Source organism: Bacillus sp. FSL R12-0074, from assembly GCF_038005725.1.
GTDB classification, from domain to species: Bacteria; Bacillota; Bacilli; order Bacillales; family Bacillaceae_G; genus Bacillus_A; species Bacillus_A mycoides.
Genome location: NZ_JBBOTR010000001.1, coordinates 577,015 through 594,211, shown reverse-complemented (window position 1 = coordinate 594,211; position 17,197 = coordinate 577,015). Strand labels below are relative to the sequence as shown.

The 17,197-nt window shown below is 34.9% G+C and carries 17 protein-coding genes; 1 reads left to right on the top strand and 16 read right to left on the bottom strand.

Going from position 1 to position 17,197, the window contains the following annotated elements:
• Positions 1-98 precede the first annotated feature (98 nt).
• The 14 genes from NSS97_RS03070 to NSS97_RS03005 form a co-directional block, all read right to left on the bottom strand.
• The gene (locus NSS97_RS03070; RefSeq protein ID WP_107887611.1) at positions 99-827 is read right to left on the bottom strand and encodes a C39 family peptidase; all 729 of its coding nucleotides are present in this window, start codon (positions 825-827) and stop codon (positions 99-101) included.
• 43 nt (positions 828-870) lie between these two features.
• Entirely contained in the window at positions 871-1,692 is an 822-nt protein-coding gene (locus NSS97_RS03065; protein WP_341111524.1) for a transporter, read from the bottom strand.
• A 236-nt stretch (positions 1,693-1,928) separates the two neighbouring features.
• A complete protein-coding gene (locus tag NSS97_RS03060; protein ID WP_002091063.1) occupies positions 1,929-3,164 on the bottom strand; it encodes a sensor histidine kinase in 1,236 nt (411 codons plus the stop codon).
• Between the two features lie 11 nt (positions 3,165-3,175).
• Positions 3,176-3,847, bottom strand: a complete 672-nt coding sequence (locus NSS97_RS03055; RefSeq protein ID WP_341111520.1) for a response regulator transcription factor — start codon at positions 3,845-3,847, stop codon at positions 3,176-3,178.
• A 212-nt stretch (positions 3,848-4,059) separates the two neighbouring features.
• Positions 4,060-4,764, bottom strand: a complete 705-nt coding sequence (locus NSS97_RS03050) for a metallophosphoesterase family protein (RefSeq protein WP_289403015.1) — start codon at positions 4,762-4,764, stop codon at positions 4,060-4,062.
• A gap of 419 nt (positions 4,765-5,183) precedes the next feature.
• Positions 5,184-6,560, bottom strand: coding sequence for an ABC transporter substrate-binding protein (locus NSS97_RS03045; RefSeq protein WP_107887615.1), 1,377 nt, complete (start codon positions 6,558-6,560; stop codon positions 5,184-5,186).
• A gap of 27 nt (positions 6,561-6,587) precedes the next feature.
• A complete protein-coding gene (locus NSS97_RS03040; RefSeq protein ID WP_044444446.1) occupies positions 6,588-7,409 on the bottom strand; it encodes a carbohydrate ABC transporter permease in 822 nt (273 codons plus the stop codon).
• On the bottom strand, positions 7,406-8,338 hold the full coding sequence (locus NSS97_RS03035) for a carbohydrate ABC transporter permease (protein WP_044444445.1): 933 nt from the start codon (positions 8,336-8,338) through the stop codon (positions 7,406-7,408). The genes NSS97_RS03040 and NSS97_RS03035 overlap by 4 nt, the downstream gene beginning before the upstream one ends.
• On the bottom strand, positions 8,338-9,435 hold the full coding sequence (locus tag NSS97_RS03030; protein ID WP_131929359.1) for a sn-glycerol-3-phosphate ABC transporter ATP-binding protein UgpC: 1,098 nt from the start codon (positions 9,433-9,435) through the stop codon (positions 8,338-8,340). Before NSS97_RS03030 ends, NSS97_RS03035 begins: the two co-directional genes overlap by 1 nt.
• Positions 9,432-9,998 carry a glycerol-3-phosphate responsive antiterminator gene (locus NSS97_RS03025; protein ID WP_044444444.1) on the bottom strand — a complete coding sequence of 189 codons (567 nt, stop codon included), beginning with the start codon at positions 9,996-9,998 and terminating at the stop codon, positions 9,432-9,434. Before NSS97_RS03025 ends, NSS97_RS03030 begins: the two co-directional genes overlap by 4 nt.
• 307 nt (positions 9,999-10,305) lie before the next feature.
• The gene (locus NSS97_RS03020) at positions 10,306-10,986 is read right to left on the bottom strand and encodes a GNAT family N-acetyltransferase (RefSeq protein ID WP_107887617.1); all 681 of its coding nucleotides are present in this window, start codon (positions 10,984-10,986) and stop codon (positions 10,306-10,308) included.
• Between the two features lie 170 nt (positions 10,987-11,156).
• Positions 11,157-12,029 (bottom strand): ankyrin repeat domain-containing protein, encoded by an 873-nt coding sequence (locus tag NSS97_RS03015; protein ID WP_002029673.1) that lies wholly within the window; start codon positions 12,027-12,029, stop codon positions 11,157-11,159.
• 289 nt (positions 12,030-12,318) lie between these two features.
• On the bottom strand, positions 12,319-12,822 hold the full coding sequence (locus NSS97_RS03010; RefSeq protein WP_341111507.1) for a nitrous oxide reductase accessory protein NosL: 504 nt from the start codon (positions 12,820-12,822) through the stop codon (positions 12,319-12,321).
• 136 nt (positions 12,823-12,958) lie between these two features.
• A complete protein-coding gene (locus NSS97_RS03005; protein ID WP_060750498.1) occupies positions 12,959-13,213 on the bottom strand; it encodes a hypothetical protein in 255 nt (84 codons plus the stop codon).
• Positions 13,214-13,467: 254 nt separating this feature from the next.
• Between NSS97_RS03005 and NSS97_RS03000 the strand changes: the two genes are divergently transcribed.
• Positions 13,468-14,772, top strand: a complete 1,305-nt coding sequence (locus tag NSS97_RS03000) for a citrate:proton symporter (protein ID WP_107887620.1) — start codon at positions 13,468-13,470, stop codon at positions 14,770-14,772.
• Between the two features lie 69 nt (positions 14,773-14,841).
• Here the strand turns inward: NSS97_RS03000 and NSS97_RS02995 are convergent, their stop codons facing one another.
• Both NSS97_RS02995 and NSS97_RS02990 read right to left on the bottom strand, forming a co-directional pair.
• The gene (locus NSS97_RS02995) at positions 14,842-15,534 is read right to left on the bottom strand and encodes a response regulator (RefSeq protein WP_341111503.1); all 693 of its coding nucleotides are present in this window, start codon (positions 15,532-15,534) and stop codon (positions 14,842-14,844) included.
• Positions 15,534-17,144 carry an ATP-binding protein gene (locus NSS97_RS02990; RefSeq protein WP_107887621.1) on the bottom strand — a complete coding sequence of 537 codons (1,611 nt, stop codon included), beginning with the start codon at positions 17,142-17,144 and terminating at the stop codon, positions 15,534-15,536. The genes NSS97_RS02995 and NSS97_RS02990 overlap by 1 nt, the downstream gene beginning before the upstream one ends.
• Between the last annotated feature and the right edge of the window lie 53 nt (positions 17,145-17,197).

Here is a 17,197-nt window from a genome sequence, read left to right as displayed (position 1 = left end):
CAGCTTCTCTTCAAAAAAATCTGCAAAACTTCTCTTACAATTCCTTAAATCTTTATCCTTCACCTTATAGTTATATAGTTCATGCTCTTCTTCCTAATTTATTTGGAGTTATTTACATAGCTAATTGCCTGACTCCCCATCTGCACCCATGCCTGTTCAAATTTTCCTCTTGGCACTTTTACATCTAAGCTATCATCGAGGGGATCTCGAATATATACAGATTCCTTATCGTACCCAACAAGTACAACACAATGTTCATTATACGTAATAGAAACATCCCCACTATTTGTTTCCCATGTAGTAAATTCATCTTCATCTAAAGGAGCATATGTTGCATTCGTAATCATGACTACCGGGTGCCCTGCTTTTACACTCTTATAAATTTCTTCTATACTCTTCCCTGTTAAGTCCACAGCTTTATTCGGTAAATATTTTTTCGCTAATTGAAAAAGTGGTCCATGATATACACCATATCCCGATTCAGAAAACGTATAAATGTTCCCCACAAATCCTTCATTCGGATTTCCTCTTACACCATCGTCTAAAAAATCTACCTTTTTGATGTCACTCGCTAATTTCATCTTATCTATAGAAACACCCGCATATTGTAACATCATCGCTAAACTTGTTACTTCGCAGCCTCTATCTAACTCTGGTAATTGCTGAATTAAAGGCACATTTGATAACATGACTTTTTCATCGTTATTACTAAACTCTATTCGTTTTTGACTTTGTACACTTGAAAATAGTAACCCCTTTACTTTCTTCACATACTTTGTAATTCCATTTGTATATGCACCCCATACTCCTATACATAGTAAGGCCATACATATATACCACTTCCATTTTCGTATCACCCTCACGCCCTTTTTAATTCGTTAAATACGAATAAAACGCATCAGCATCTGTTTGAACCATAGGAACAAACTTAAGCTCTTTTCCCTTTTCAGGTTGTTCAAGATTTATCTTCTCCGCCAAATCTTGAATATTCAAATTCGCTCTATCCATACCAAGCTCATCCGCCATTTGTATCACTTTTTGTTCATTGATTTCTCTTAATACTTGATATATATCTTTGCCATATAAATCAATATGATATTTTTTTGCTTCTTCCTGCACTTTTTGTTCGTACACTCCTTGTACTAACTCTTCTATCTCTTTTCCTTGTTGAGCGATACCTAGCTTTTCTGCCTCTTCTCTAACTTTTGTTCCATAGATTTCTTCCTCAATTTCTTCTATTTCTTTTCCTTCAGTTGAAACACCAAGCTTTTCTGCTTCATTATTAATTTTAATCTTATTAATTTGATCAATTAAACTTACAATCGACGTATTCTCTATAGATATTCCTAATTTTAACGCTTCTTGCCTCACTTTTGTTTCATAAATTTCTTCTGAAAGAATTCCAACATCTTTTCCTTCTACCGAGATACCTAATTTTTCCGCTTCTCTTCCTACTTCCGTTTCATGAATTTCCTTTTCTAACGTAATTTGTTCTTTCCCATCCGTTTCAATGCCTAATTTTTCCGCTTTTTCTTCTGTATGCATTGCATGTATTTTCCCATCGTTTAATTGTTCTTTACTACGTTGCGCGTAATCTGTCTTTCCTTTTGGCGCTCCAGAAGGAGAGGCGCCCCCTAATATACTTAAACTCATAAATCCAATAGTACATACCGTCATCATCTTCTTTTTCAATACTTCTTCCTCCTTCTCACGCTTTCTGTTTCCATCTTTCCCATAATTTTTTTAATACTATACATCAACTTCATCACCGTTAAAAATAACAGTATGATTCATCTAATTCATCCAAAAATATCTACTCCAACATCTCTTTCTATTACAAGTTTCCATGATGTAATACATGGTACAAGTTGTTTCTTAACTTTCCCTTAAAAAAAGACGACCTTGTAAAAACAAGATCGTCTTCTCACTTATATTCTTTGGTTTTTAGGGAAAATCACTTCAAAACAAGTTCCTTCTCCCCATTTGCTCTCTACCGATATTTTTCCATAATGCTTTTCTACAATCCAATTAGCGATTGAAAGACCTAACCCCGCTCCTTCTGATGGACTTCTTGCTTTATCTCCTTGATAAAAACGATCAAATAACTTTGGAATATCCACTTCTTTAACTCCTATCCCGTTATCCTTCACTTGTATGCGAATCGAACTACTCGTTTGCATACAAGTAATTTGAATATGTCCACCTTCATTCGTATACTTCATTGCATTATCTAGCAATATGACCATCAATTGATGAATTCTCTCTCTATCGCCAATAAACGATATGTCACGTTCTACTTTTAATATCATCTCTTTTTCTTGATAAGAAGCAATCTCTTTATATGGATCTACTATTTCTTCTAACAATTTATCCACTTCAAATGTTTTCTTATCCATCTCGATTTGATTAGAATCCGAACGTGCTAACAATAATAAATTGCTAACTAGTTTTGATAGCCGTCTACATTCCTTTGAAATTGTAGAAATATCCATCGCCTTTTCTTCTATCGTCGCAGATGGTGACTGGAATAATACATCTGTTTTTGATTGAATAACCGCAAGTGGTGTTCTTAATTCATGCGATGCGTCCGAAACGAACTGCTGCTGTTTCTCCCATGAATTTTGAATCGGTATGAGTGCTCTACCCGCTAGGAAAAAGCCGATTCCTATTGCACATAGACTTCCTATGCTGCAACCTATAACGAGAATTAAAAATAAAGTATTTATCATTTCTTTTTCGGCTGTTGTATCGCGTACGATTTGCACAATTTGTCCGTCATCCTGAAACGCTAATGTTCTGAAATAATGCCCCTTTACTTCTATATCCTGAAGAACTCCTAATTTCTTTGGCGCAAAAGCTGGAATATTCTCTGTAAAAATAGAGAAAAATCTAGGGTTTTTCTCATCCATTGAGATTGTATTTCCCTTCCAGAACAACTTCATGACTCTTGGATCCCCAATTTGAATATTTTTCATGCCTCCCTTTGGAGGATTCTTAGATTTAACCCCATCTTTATATTCAATTATTTTTTCAAATGATTTATCTACTGCACCATAAATTCGATTATATGTGTATAAATAAATTATACTGCCTAATACCCCAATTAATACGATGAAAACTAATGAATTTACTATAGTCAAACGAATACGTGTCTTTTGAAACATGCTTCCCTTTCTCATTGTTCTTTTAATATATATCCAATACCTCGAACTGTTTGAATATCTTTCTGATAACCGAATGGTTCTAATTTTTTACGTAAATGATGTACATACACTTCTACAATTGCTACTGTCGTATCTGAATCAAATCCCCAAACACGATCAAAAATTTGTTCACGCATTAAAATCTTCCCGCTATTTTGAATGAGATACTCTAGTAGCTCGTATTGTTTTAATGTCAGCTTAATACCTTGTCCATCTACTTGAATGTCTTTATCTTTTCCGAACAATTCAATTCCTTTATAGCGAATGGTCTGCTGTGTTGTTAAACTACCACTTCTGCGTAGTAATGCACGCATTCTCGCTTTTAATTCAGGGGCCTGAAACGGCTTAACAATATAGTCATCTCCACCAAAGTCCAATCCTTTCACTCGATCTTCTAAAGAATCCCTCGCTGTCAAAAACAGGACTGGCGTTTCAATCTTTTCATCACGTATTTTTTGAATCACTTCAAATCCGTCCATTTCTGGCATCATCACATCAAGCAAAATTGCATCATAAATGTTTTGCAGCGCTAAAAACAAGCCGTCTTCCCCATTCATTGCCGTATCCACTTCAAATTCATCACGTAAAATTTGTACGATAGACTCTAATAACGAGGCATTATCTTCTACTACAAGTAAGCGCATATTTTCACCTTCCACAATCTATTTCAACTCTCTTTATTATTGCATCTCTTCTCTTCATAACGAAATAATGTAATCATATTATGTAATTTCATTTTCAACTATTTCCTTCTAAAGTTTTGCTCGATATAAAATTTTGAACCTTTATTATAAAGGCTCTTTCTTAAATTTTGCTTAATAAAAAATTGAAAGAAATAAGATTCCTCTTATCTCTTTCAATTTTTTACTACATATACCTTTTTACTTGGCAACTCCAAACAATTTAACTGACCACCATACACAGCCCCGCCATCAATTCCAATAATACGATTACTACCAAAATACACTCCGCAATTCTCACTACCATGAAGCGTTTTTGTTTCCGTATGACCAAATACAACAACCTTTTCGCCGCTATATCCATTATGAAATTCATTACGGATCCACATTAATGTATATGGTTCAGATTCAGAAACTCGGTTCATCGGCTCAACACCAGCATGTACAAAGATATACTCTTCTGTTTCAATGTAATGATCTAATTCTTGAATAAACGTTACATGTTCCTCTAATATATGAGATTGTAAAATCGGTTTTTGGAAGTTTTCCTCATTAACCGCAATGTCTTCTTCTACAAATCCATAGCTATATAACGTTTTATCCCCACCATTCCTTTTTACCCAATGGTTCCATGAACGTTCCTCATCTGTCGTTAACGCCTTAATCATCATATCTTCATGATTGCCCTTTAGAACGAGGGCTCCCGCTTCTTTTAACTCTTTTACCTTTTCAATTACTGCACACGCATTTGGACCACGATCTACATAATCCCCTAATAAAATCAATTGATCCTGTCTTGCATCGTATTGAGCTTCTTCCAATAACTGTTCGAACTTTTCTATTTCTCCATGAATATCACTAATAACAAGTATTCTCTTCATTTCTTCCCCTTCTTTCTAAACCATTCTCTTTCTAATTATAGATTAAAACGACAGAAATTTCTGAATCATAATCCAAAATAGCATTTATTACAAATAAAACTATTATCCTTACAACACTGTAAGTCTCTTGTCATCCAATTCGATAGTTGCAATTACTATATTTCTTTATACTAAAAGTAAGAAATGAAACAAAAAACAAGGAGAGATGAGATATGAAAAAAGTGATGGAAGTTGTAGTAGCAGTGGCAGAGGTTTTCGTAAATGGTAAACAAGTTGCAATGGAGTTAAACAAATAATGAAAAGAACAATACTCTTCCTGGACCCTTTACTCATATAAAATAGATAAGAATTCATCATTTCTTTGATCCCTTATCTCCTTATAAAGAAAGCCGTATCCCTCATAAGGATACGGCTTTCTCTTATTTTTGATTCGTACGAGCTGAAATACTAATTGCTCTATCTGTTGCTTTTGCAGCTTCATCCAACGCTTCTTTACTATTTTTCCCGTCATACATTGCTTCTAATGCTTTTACGACTGCATCTCTTGATTCTGGGAATACACTAATTAATGCACCTTGAGTTGCTGGAGATTGCTTCGTTGCTTGTAATTGCTCTACCGTTACTTTTAACTGCGGATACTTTTCATACTGCTCTTTTACTAACGGCTCATTATATGCATCTGGATTAATTGAGAAATATCCTGTTGCAGTATGCCATTTTGCTTGTACATCTGGCTTCGTTAAATATTTCATAAAGTCCCAAGCACCTTGCTGCGTTTCTTCTGAAACCATATTCGTCATCCATAATGATGCACCGCCAATAACAACACCATTTTGTTTCGAATCTTCTGGATACGGAATATACGAAACGCCTACATTAAACTTAGATGCATCAATTAAATCACGAACACCAGCTGAAGAATCTAAATACATAGCAACTTGTCCAGACTGGAACGCAGCACGAATATCATCCCAACTTGCTCCATACTTTCCAAGTGCACCAGCTTTATTTAATTCATCTAACATCCCAAATACTTTTTGACCTTCTTTTCCGTTAAATACCGCTTTCTTTGCAGCATCTTTACGTCCGTTTTCGTTGTCTACATATAAAGCACCTTGTGTCGCTAACAACTCTTCAAAGAACCAACCATAATTCAGCATTGAAAATCCATACTGCTTTACATTTCCGCCTTCTTTAATCGTTAACTTTTTCGCCGCTTCTTTTAACTCATCATATGTTTGCGGAGCTTTCTCTGGATCTAATCCAGCCTTCGCGAAAGCATCCTTATTATAAATTAATACTGGTGTAGATGAATTAAACGGCATAGAATACATTTTTTCATCAACTGAATAATAGTTCGTAATTGCTTTTTCTAATTTTGATGTATCGTACTTATCTTTTTTAATCCAGCTATCGATAGGCGTAATCTTTTTGCTATCAATCATATACTTCGTTGTAATTTCACTCGATTGAACAAGAGCTGGCGCTTCTTTCGTTGCAGACATCGTTTTAAATTTCGTTAAAGACTCTTCGTATGTTCCTTGGAACTCTGCCTTTATCTCGTATTTATTCTGCGACTTATTATAGTCTGCAACAAGCCCATCTAGTACACCTTGTGTTTTTCCACCCATTGCATGCCAGAAACGAATTACAGTTTTATCACCATTCTTTTCAACTGGAGCTACTTTTGCCTGTGCTTCAGGTTTCCCCTCTGTTTTACTATTTGAACAAGCTGCGCCGGTTAATGCCATTGTGGCTGCCATTAAAAGAGCAGCACTTTTTTTCAATAAACTCATCTCAATCCCACCTTTTCCTATGTATGCTTATTTAATTGCACCTTTTGTTAATCCTTTTTGTAATTGCTTTTGCCCTAAAAATAGTAAAATCAACGTTGGAATGACGATAACCGTAACACCGGCCATTACACTGCCCCAATCAGTTGCAACTTCTTGAGATTGAAGCTGCTTTACACCAATTTGAACCGTTCTTACTTTTTCATCAGTGGTTACTAAGAGCGGCCACAAATACATATTCCACGTTGTTAAAAAGCTATATACTCCAAGCGTAATAAAACTCGTTTTACAATACGGAATTACAACACTGAATAAAAACCTTACATTTCCAATCCCTTCAATAAAAGCAGCTTCTTTCAGTTCATTCGGAAGTGTCATAAAATGTTGACGTAGTAAGAAAATACCGAAAGCTGTTGCAAAGAATGGCACTGTCATCCCAGCAAAGCTATTGATCCAACCAAAGTTTTGAATCGTTAAAAAATTCGGTACCATCGTTGCTTCCCACGGAATAAGCATCGTTGAAATAAACAGGAAGAAAATTACGTTTCTCCCTTTAAATTGAAGAAAAACAAAAGCATAAGCTGCTAAACTGGATACGATAAGTTGTCCAACCATAACAATCGTCGATACAATTAAACTGTTATACAAGTATGTAAAAAGCGGTACTTTTTGAAAGATATTAATAAAATTATCGAAAGTAAATTGAGTTGGAAATAACCTTCTCATTTGAATATCATCTGGTGTCATAAAGCTTATTAAAAACGCATAGAGTACAGGAAAAAACACCATTACTGCACTAATAATGAGCAGCATGTATAATAGGAAATTTTGTTTCCACTGTTTAACGATCATTTATAATGCACCTTTCTCTCAGCAAACTTGAATTGAATCAATGTAGCAATAAAAATGAAAACGAATAATACCATTGCTTGTGCACTTGCTGTTCCAAATTGATGATTCACAAATGCTTCTTTATAAATCGAGTACACAATTAAATTCGTTGCATCATTTGGTCCACCGTGCGTTAAAATATCAATTTGTCCAAAGCTTTGGAACGCACTAATTAACGTTACTGTCACGATAAAAAATAAAGTTGGTGACAGCATCGGTAATGTAACGCGGCGAAGCTTATACAAATAACTGGCACCATCTATAGATGCACTCTCATATAAAGACGTATCAATATTTTGTAAACCACCTAATATAACTAAAAATGCAAATCCTGTATTCACCCAAACCGTTGTAACCGATACAGAAAACAGTGCCCATTCTGGACTCGTTAACCATGCGATTGCAGGAAGATTCATAGAGGCTAATATATTATTAAATAACCCTACACTTGGATGAAATAAAAATAGCCAAATCACTGCACTAGCAGCTACTGATATTCCCATCGTTGAAGAAAAGAGAACTCGGAATAATCCGATCCCTCTTACTTTTTCATTTGCAAGTAATGCAAGAAATAAGGCGAATACAATACTAGTAGGCACTGTATATAAAACAAATAATAAAGTTGACTTTATACTTTTATAGAAAGCAGGATCCGAAAATAAATATTGATAATTTTCTAAGCCCACGAAAAGATTAGCTTCTCCGTGTATATCTGTTAAATAAAAGCTATAGTAGATCGTCCTAAACAATGGATAGAAAAGAAAAATTGAAAATAACAAAATAGATGGCGCCAAAAACAATAATCCTATTCTTAAATCTTTCGTTCTGCCCCATAAACTCTTCTTTTTTGACACTGTTGTTTGAACTGGTAACTTACCTACTTCAATCATTATTTCGCCACCACTTTCAACTCTTCTTCAGCCACCACTTTTAATCGTTCATTCGTATTTTGGTGAAAGAAGCATAGTTTTTCTTGCGAGAATAATAATTTTACTTTGTCACCTTTGTTCAGGAGTAACTGTCCGATGACTTTCGCACTCCAAGTTGCTCCATTTACCGCAAAGTTTAATATAGATTCATTCCCTAATACTTCTACAGATTGCAGCGTAACTTCTTGTCCTTCCGCAGACAATGCAATATGCTCAGGACGCATGCCGATTCGAATTATTCCTTCTGGTAATTGCTTTAACTGTCCAATAGATAATGGAATTTGCAATTGCCCTATATGTAATATGCCTTTTTCTTTATCCACTTCCCCATCATTTATATTCATAGAAGGAGAACCTATAAAACTTGCAACAAATTCGTTTGCTGGTTCGTTATATATATCAAGCGGTGTTCCCACTTGTTGTATACTTCCTTTATTTAAAACCATAATACGATCTCCCATAGTCATTGCTTCTATTTGATCGTGAGTAACGTAAATCATCGTAATTCCTAATCGTTGCTGAATTTCTCTAATTTCAATCCTCATCTGGGCACGTAATTTCGCATCTAAATTCGAAAGTGGTTCATCCATTAAACAAATCGGTGCTTGACTGACGATGGCCCTAGCAAGTGCAACACGCTGTCTTTGTCCACCTGATAGTTGCCCAGGCTTCATTTTGACATATTCCTTCAACCCTACCATCTCAACAGCTTCCATCAATCGTTTTTGTCGTTCTTCTTTCTGTACTTTTCTTACCTTAAGTCCAAATAAAATATTTTCTTCTACAGATAAATGTGGGTATAGCGCATAATTTTGAAATACCATTGATAGATTACGATCTTTTGGCTCTAAATCATTTGCAACATGTTCATTAATAATTAAATCTCCCGAAGAAATTTCTTCTAAACCAGCCAGCATTCGTAATAATGTACTTTTTCCACATCCAGAAGGTCCAACTAAAACAAAAAATTCTCCTCTTTTAATATGAACTGATACGTCTTTAACTGCTGTCTCTTCCGCATTTTTATATACCTTTGAAACATTTTCCAATTCAATCACAAGGTTGCACTCCTTTTTTCTTCTTGTATCCACACTTCATAATGACTCGTTGAAATTGCACTTGCTCCTGCACGAATTGCGATTTCTGCATCCTCTCGCGTTTGAATCAGCCCACCTGCAATAATAGGGAATTTTATTTCCTCCGCTAGCTGTTTAATAATAGAAGGCATAATGCCAGGCATAATCTCTACTGCATTCGGTTTAGTCGTTTTACAATTTTCAATTGATTTTGTAAGAGATAAAGTATCAACAATAAAAATGCGTTGAATCGTTTTCAATCCAATTTTATTGGCATTTCGAATTGTCGATCCCTTTGTCGAAATAATACCTTGTGCTCCGATAACATCTTGAATATATAAAAGTGCTTCCTCTGTGTTCGTATTTAAGCCTTGTATAAAATCACAATGAAGAAATACATCGTGTCCATGTCTCTGTAGTTCATATACACGCTCTGGTAACTCCAGCATTGAACCAGTCATAAGAAAAACTGTTTTCGGTAATTTTTTGTATGTTTTGTACCCTTTCCAATCCTTTATCATCGCAATATAAGGTTCTTTAAACATTTATTCCACCTAGCTTTTCTATTTTTATCCAAACTAAAAACACCTACTTACATAGAACACCTTTCTCCTTATTTGAACTCTAGGGAATAGAGCACACTTAAGAAAGCGGCACGTTATATGTAAGCGGGTGTTCTCAAATGTTCTCTACCCTAGTTATTTTGTTACCTTTACTATATTACGCATTTATTAAGTCAGTTTTGATAAATTGTTAATTAGATGTTAATCGAATGTTAATATTCACCATATCACTTTTACAATAATCTAGATATACGAATAAACTCCAACAGCAAACAACTGTGTTTAAAATTTAAGTGATATGCAAATTCATTCCATAATTAATCAATTCTAGTTTTCTTGCCACTGCTTGCGAAGCAAAGTTATCCCAAGAAGTACTATAAAGCGGAATGCGCTTTTCCTCTTGTATTGATAGTGCCCAGGCTGTAACGACATCAGCACCATATCCATTCCCTTGAAACTCCACTAAAGTTTCCACACTTGCCTCAGCAGCTACGGGCGTACTTCTGGCACTGCAACATATAGAAACTACCTTTTCATTATTTACAATTGCAAAATAAGGTCGCCTCCATTCCATCTGTTCTATTAGATTAGAAAAATTTTCTCGCAAAAGCTCTTTATTCTTCTCTGTTATTTGTATTGTTCTAGTTGGCTTATGTAAATTATTAGGGAACATGAAAGCAGGACCCACCCAAATATTCTCCACCGTTCTCTCTTCATTTAATACTTTAATGATCTTTGCTATCTCAATGTGATTTGAGCATTCTCGAATTAATTTCTCAATCTTACTTATCATTTCACCATTCAGTTTATAATGATACCTCGTTATATTCCCTTCACGAGTTCTGCTAAGAAAAAAACGTGGTGCTTTCAGATTTCCATTTTCATTTAAACACTTTATTCTTCCTACTTGATTATGAACAAATAAAACTTCTGCCTGAATTGCTATTAACTCAAGTTCTGAAAATCGCATTTATACCCTCCTTAATTACTATTTGTAGCCTTCTCGATATAGCATCCATCCATTTTTTCAAAACAAAAATCCCATTTAAATACACATTACTGAATCCATCATACTAAAATGACTTCTTCATTCTGTCTATCTAAATGGGATTATTTCGTGCTTTTTATTTCTTCAGCTTGTTATTCCGCCAGTTGTGGTTGCGGCTGTACTACTTCATTCGCTCCAGCTATCCTCAACATATTCGCAATATCTTTAAAACCTCTTTTTTCAGCATATTGCAGCGGCGTAATATTTTCCTTATTGGCCATATTTACATCTGCCCCGTGGTCAATAAGCATTTGAATTACTTTCTTATGACTTTCACTACCATTTCCTAATACAATTGCTTCTAATAAAGCTGTTCCACCACGTTCATTCTTATAATTCACATCAATATCTGTATGCTCTAATAATTCTTTAACAACCTCTACATGGCCACGCTCAGATGCAGAAATAAGTGCTGTTCCACCTGACTTAGTCGTTTCCTTCGTATTAACTCCTGCATTAATTAATACTTTTACAATATCCGTATATCCTTCTCTACTTGCATAAAGAAATGGATTGCTTTGCTTTTCGTCTTGAATTTCAATATCAGCACCCGCATCAATTAATGCTTTAACTGTCTCTACATGATTTTGATACGTCGCTGCAAGGACAGGCGTTTCTCCGTTGTCACCTTCTACATTGATATTCGCTCCATCTTGGATCAGCTTCATAGCTGTTTCTGTGTCTCCAAGCGTCGCAGAAAGTAGCAACTGTTTGTCCATTAAATTTATACTTTTTTCTTCTTTAGATTCTTCCTGTTCTTTATGCTTTTCTTTTTTCTTTTCGTTTTTCACATGAACCGGTTTTGATTCTGGCTCCTCTTGCTTATCGCAAGCCACTACCGTCATTAAAAGTCCTAATAACATACATAATAAAATTTTTTGTTTTCTCACAACTACAGCTCCTATGAAAGATAATGTTTTCTTAACCATTCCTCCATCACATACAATAACTCTTCTTGAGTACATTTATCCATAAGCCCTTTAGATTCCTTCTTTAATCGGATTATCTTAAACTTATACTATGTTTCTCAACCTATTGGAATGATACGCCTGATGGCCTCATCATTAACATTATGAAGCAATTAGTTTAGCACGTTTTTACCGCATTTGTATACATTTCTAAAAAGTACATAAATGATTGCTTTAGGTTACTATATTCCATTGTAACCGTTCTTCTAAAATTTTTACACCTTTTCTATATTTGCACCTGAGTAATAATAGAAAAAGACAACTATATAGTTGTCTTTTTCTATTATTAATGATGCCCACCGTGATTCCCTGTTTTCGATTTTCCCATCGTCTCTTTATTCATTTCCCATTTATGCTCTGATAGCTCTTTATACGAAAGAACTTTCCCCTTATAGTTAGATACAAAACTCTCTGCATCTTTTTTATTTTTAAATGAAATGACATTATAAGCCATCGGTGTCGTTATTGTTTTATCATATACGTAAGTAGCATCTTCCAACGAAACCCAATCTTTCGAATCATAATCTCGAACAAATTTTTCTTTCGTCTTTTCACCTGAATTGATCTCCATCCATTTATACATGCAACCAATATCATCAAACTTTAATGCTTTTCCATTTTCTAAAATAATTTCGGTTGCGAATTGATTATCGATTACCCCAATTTGGCAAATGTCACACTTATCATTTTTCTCATTAATCGCAACAGCTGTTAGTTCTTTTTTCCCACATCCTACTATCGTAAATATGAAACATAAACATATAGCAAGTACGACATATTTTACTTTCATCAATATTCCTCCCTAGAAACCGTATACTCCACGAAAAGAATACCAAAAGGTTGTGTGAGATTTGTGAAAAAACAATGTTCTTTTTGTAATATATGGAACAAAAAAGAGATGTGCAGTTACTTCTACACATCTCTCATCATTCACAACCAGTAATTAATAAATCATCTTCTAACTTAACTAATAATGTATCCGTATCAATTTCCTGTCCAACTTCTACATTTACTAATCTTATATTTCCACTGATCCCTACCCCGATTTTCTCAAGCTCACCATCGTACTTTCGGATCATCATTAACTTTTCCCATTCATATACGTAAGAGGATTCATTAATAAAAATCTCCTCTACTTTTCCTTTACACGAACTATAAATTTCTTCTATTCTTGTTTCCATTCAAAACCTACTCCCTACTTCACGCTTCGCTATTTCCATCTTATTCTATCATTCTTGTACGAAGGCATTTATCTTTTTAAAAATTCAAAATTACCCTGTGAACAAAATGATCAAAATAAAGATTATGCTTCTAATGATGTTATTTTTCAAATTATTTACCATTCCAATTGAACCTTTTATTATAAACAAAAAACCTTTTATCTGAATTTTTATTTTATTTTGAAAGCGTAATCATTTTTTGAGGGGGAGATTACATGGTAGCATTACTCGGATTTACAATGGTATTTGTCTTTATGTTTTTGATTATGACGAAACGTATGTCTGCACTAGTAGCATTAATATTAGTTCCAATTATTTTCGCATTAATTGGTGGCTTTTATGCCAATATGGGCCCGATGATGTTAGAAGGAATTCAAAAGCTAGCACCTACTGGTATTATGCTTATGTTCGCCATTTTATATTTCGGAATTATGATTGATAGCGGTTTATTTGATCCTGTTATTAGTAAAATTTTAAAATTTGTAAAAGGTGATCCTTTAAAAATTGTTGTTGGTACAGCTATTCTTACTATTATCGTTTCATTAGATGGGGACGGAACAACAACATATATGATTACAGTTTCCGCAATGTATCCACTATATAAACGTCTTGGAATGAATCCACTTATATTAGCTGGGGTTGTTATGTTAGGAGCAGGTGTTACAAATCTTACACCTTGGGGTGGACCAACTGCTCGGGTTATGAGTGCTCTTGGACTTGATGCATCAGAGCTCTTCACACCACTTATACCAGGAATGATTGCTGGTGCAATTTGGGTAGTTTTCGTTGCCTATTATCTTGGAAAAAAAGAAAGAAAACGTTTAGGAATTATGGATGTACAATATTTAAAACAAATGCAAACAATGGATGAGCAAGCTGCGACAGTTGAAGCTACCGTGCATAAACGCCCTAAACTTCTATGGATTAACTTTTTATTGACCGCTACATTACTTGTCTGTCTCATACTAGAAGTTATGCCGCTACCTGTTCTATTTACAGTCGCTTTTGCTATTGCTGTTATGATTAACTATCCTAACTTAGAACAGCAAAAAGAGCGTATTGCGTCTCACGCTGGAAACGTATTAGCGGTTGTTTCTCTCGTCTTTGCTGCTGGAATTTTCACAGGTATTCTATCTGGAACAAAAATGGTAGATGCAATGGCTCAAAGTGTTGTTACTCTTATACCAGATGCACTTGGCCCCCAACTTCCAATTATTACAGCTTTACTAAGTATGCCGTTCACATTTTTCATGTCTAATGATGCCTTTTACTTCGGTGTATTACCTATTTTAACGAAAGCTGCTGCCGCTTACGGAATTAGTGCAGCAGAAATGGGACGTGCTTCGTTACTCGGTCAACCTGTTCACTTACTGAGTCCCCTCGTGGCTTCCACTTATTTATTAGTCGGAATGGCCAAGGTTGATTTTGGTGAACACCAACGATTCACTTTACTTTGGGCTGTTGGAACGACAATGGTTATGTTGATTACTGGAATTGTAATTGGAATTATTCCAATATAAGATGAAACTAGAAAAAACAGTAGAGGAAATGTAATAATTCTCTACTGTTTTTATTGTTGTAAAAATCCCCTATGAAGAAACGCGGAAATACCTTCTTTCTGGCCTTCCCACACTTCCATATATGAGCTCCGCATGCACTTTCTTTCCAGCGATCAAATACTCTAAATAGCGCCTAGCAGTTGATCGGCTTACACCTACCATTGAACTTAGTATCTCTGCAGTAATTCCCTCTTCATTAATAGTTAGCATATGCTTTTTTATTTTTGCTAACGTTAAAGGATCGATTCCTTTTGGCGCATATTCTATTGGATTTGCCTGCACCCCTCTTTGGGACCATAGATGTTCAATCTGTTCTGAAGATAATTGAGCATTTTTCTTTAACTTCGTAATCTTCTTTTGATAACTTTCTAAACTTGTTTTAAACCGATCAAATGTAAGTGGCTTTACAATATAATCTGTTACTCCGCCTCTTAAAGCATGTCGCACTACATCCGTCTCTGATGCGGCTGTAATCATAATAATATCTGTATCATGCAAATTATGCCTAATATATGTGACGAGTTCAGTCCCTTGCATGTCAGGTAAATATACATCTAATAAAACGAGTTGTGGCTTTACAAACTCTAACCATTCTTTCGCCTGTTCCCCAGTCGTTGCTGTTCCAATTACTTTAAACCCCTCAATTTTTTCAGTAAAACGACGATGAATTTCCGCAATCCGAATATCATCTTCTACAATCAATACTTCAATCCCCTCATTCATTACAATTCGCCTCTCTCTTTCGGTAATGCAATGATAAATAAAGCACCACCTAAATCCCCTTTTTCAATCGCAATACTTCCATTTAAATCTTCCACTAACTCTTTCACTTTCGCTAATCCATATCCACGTTTTTCGCCCACTTTCGTCGAAAAACCTTTATAGAATATACTTGTAATTATTTCATCATGAACACCTTGTCCTGAATCTTCTACTTCAATTAATATTTCTTCCCCAATATCTGTTACAAACATTCTTACTTTCTTATCATGATCTTGATTTCTTTCAATTGCTTCAAATGCATTCGTGATCAAATTCCCTAAAATAGAAACAACGTAATTACTCTCAATATGCGGACTTAACTCTTCTAAACTACTTTCCCGATCTAACATAAAATCAATCTTCAACTCTCGCGCCCTATTATAAAATCCAATTAAAATCCCACCTAACCATGGATTTTGAATTCGTTTCATAATAAATTGAACGAACTCTTGATATACTGCCGTTTCCTTATGAATAAGCTCTAAAGCATCTTCATAAGACTCTAATTGAATAAGACCTGAAAGCGTATACAATAAGTTGTTATATTCGTGCGTTTGCGCCCGCAATGCCTCTGTATACTGCCGTGTTTGAGATAATTCCGCTGTTAATTGATCCATCTCAGATTTCAAGCGCAAGCTGGATACTACACCAGTTACTTTATGATTAACTTTAATAGGTAGGCGATTGGCAATAACATCCTGTCCCTTTATATTTAATTGGCGATCAAATTGTTCTTCTCCGGTTTGAAGTACATCCAGTATCGATGAATTAGGAATAACATCTAAAATAAATTCTCCCATTATATTTTGTTGTTTATCTAAAGAAAGGATATCGTATGCCGCTTGATTTACTAAACTAACCATTCCATTTTTATCGATTACTACAATCCCTTCACGTACAGATTGAATAACTGTACTATGCTCCTCGTATAAAGATGAAATTTCTTCTGGCTCCATTCCAAACATCATCCGCTTAATACTTTTTGCTAAATATACAGAGCCTATTATCCCAATTAACAGACCTGTTATTGTAACCCAAAACACACGCTTTCCATACACTTCTATCGCTCCATGAATATCATCCATTGAAAAACCAACAGATACTACACCAATAATTTCATTATCCTGATTACGAATCGGGACTTTTCCGCGTAGTGAAGGCCCTAATGATCCCGTTGCTTTCGAAACGTAAGATTCCCCTTCTAATAGAACCCCTTCATTATCTCCGCCAACCATTCTCTCTCCTATTTTATCTCGCTTAGGATGCGCATAACGAATACCATCTTTATTTCCAACTACAATAAAATCAGCATCTGTTTCGATTCGAATTTTTTCTGCAATTGGCTGAATAATAGAAGCTGGATTTTCTTTTTGAAAAGCTTCCCCGATTTCCGGTATAGCAGCAACTGTTTTCGCAACATACAGCGCTCTTTTTCCGATTTGGTCTTCTACTGTTTCAGATAATATGTAGTAAAATAAATAACTCGTTAACAGCAGTACAACAAGAATAAGTGTACTAATAGTTAATGTAATTCTCGGTTGCAGTTTCAATTTCTTCAATTTCAAAATCATTCCCCTAACATTACTGAAGATAGAATTTAAAGAAAATACAGTTTTTTTAATTA

What these genes read in the sequence shown, in the direction of transcription:
- NSS97_RS03060 (WP_002091063.1), bottom strand. Translation starts at nt 3,164, where the DNA reads ATGTTTCAAAAGACACGTATTCGTTTGACTATAGTAAATTCATTAGTT.
- NSS97_RS03000 (WP_107887620.1), top strand. Translation starts at nt 13,468, where the DNA reads ATGGTAGCATTACTCGGATTTACAATGGTATTTGTCTTTATGTTTTTG.
- NSS97_RS02995 (WP_341111503.1), bottom strand. Translation starts at nt 15,534, where the DNA reads ATGAATGAGGGGATTGAAGTATTGATTGTAGAAGATGATATTCGGATT.
- NSS97_RS03055 (WP_341111520.1), bottom strand. Translation starts at nt 3,847, where the DNA reads ATGCGCTTACTTGTAGTAGAAGATAATGCCTCGTTATTAGAGTCTATC.
- NSS97_RS03005 (WP_060750498.1), bottom strand. Translation starts at nt 13,213, where the DNA reads ATGGAAACAAGAATAGAAGAAATTTATAGTTCGTGTAAAGGAAAAGTA.
- NSS97_RS02990 (WP_107887621.1), bottom strand. Translation starts at nt 17,144, where the DNA reads ATGATTTTGAAATTGAAGAAATTGAAACTGCAACCGAGAATTACATTA.
- NSS97_RS03050 (WP_289403015.1), bottom strand. Translation starts at nt 4,764, where the DNA reads ATGAAGAGAATACTTGTTATTAGTGATATTCATGGAGAAATAGAAAAG.
- NSS97_RS03010 (WP_341111507.1), bottom strand. Translation starts at nt 12,822, where the DNA reads ATGAAAGTAAAATATGTCGTACTTGCTATATGTTTATGTTTCATATTT.
- NSS97_RS03045 (WP_107887615.1), bottom strand. Translation starts at nt 6,560, where the DNA reads ATGAGTTTATTGAAAAAAAGTGCTGCTCTTTTAATGGCAGCCACAATG.
- NSS97_RS03035 (WP_044444445.1), bottom strand. Translation starts at nt 8,338, where the DNA reads ATGATTGAAGTAGGTAAGTTACCAGTTCAAACAACAGTGTCAAAAAAG.
- NSS97_RS03020 (WP_107887617.1), bottom strand. Translation starts at nt 10,986, where the DNA reads ATGCGATTTTCAGAACTTGAGTTAATAGCAATTCAGGCAGAAGTTTTA.
- NSS97_RS03070 (WP_107887611.1), bottom strand. Translation starts at nt 827, where the DNA reads ATGGCCTTACTATGTATAGGAGTATGGGGTGCATATACAAATGGAATT.
- NSS97_RS03025 (WP_044444444.1), bottom strand. Translation starts at nt 9,998, where the DNA reads ATGTTTAAAGAACCTTATATTGCGATGATAAAGGATTGGAAAGGGTAC.
- NSS97_RS03040 (WP_044444446.1), bottom strand. Translation starts at nt 7,409, where the DNA reads ATGATCGTTAAACAGTGGAAACAAAATTTCCTATTATACATGCTGCTC.
- NSS97_RS03015 (WP_002029673.1), bottom strand. Translation starts at nt 12,029, where the DNA reads ATGTACTCAAGAAGAGTTATTGTATGTGATGGAGGAATGGTTAAGAAA.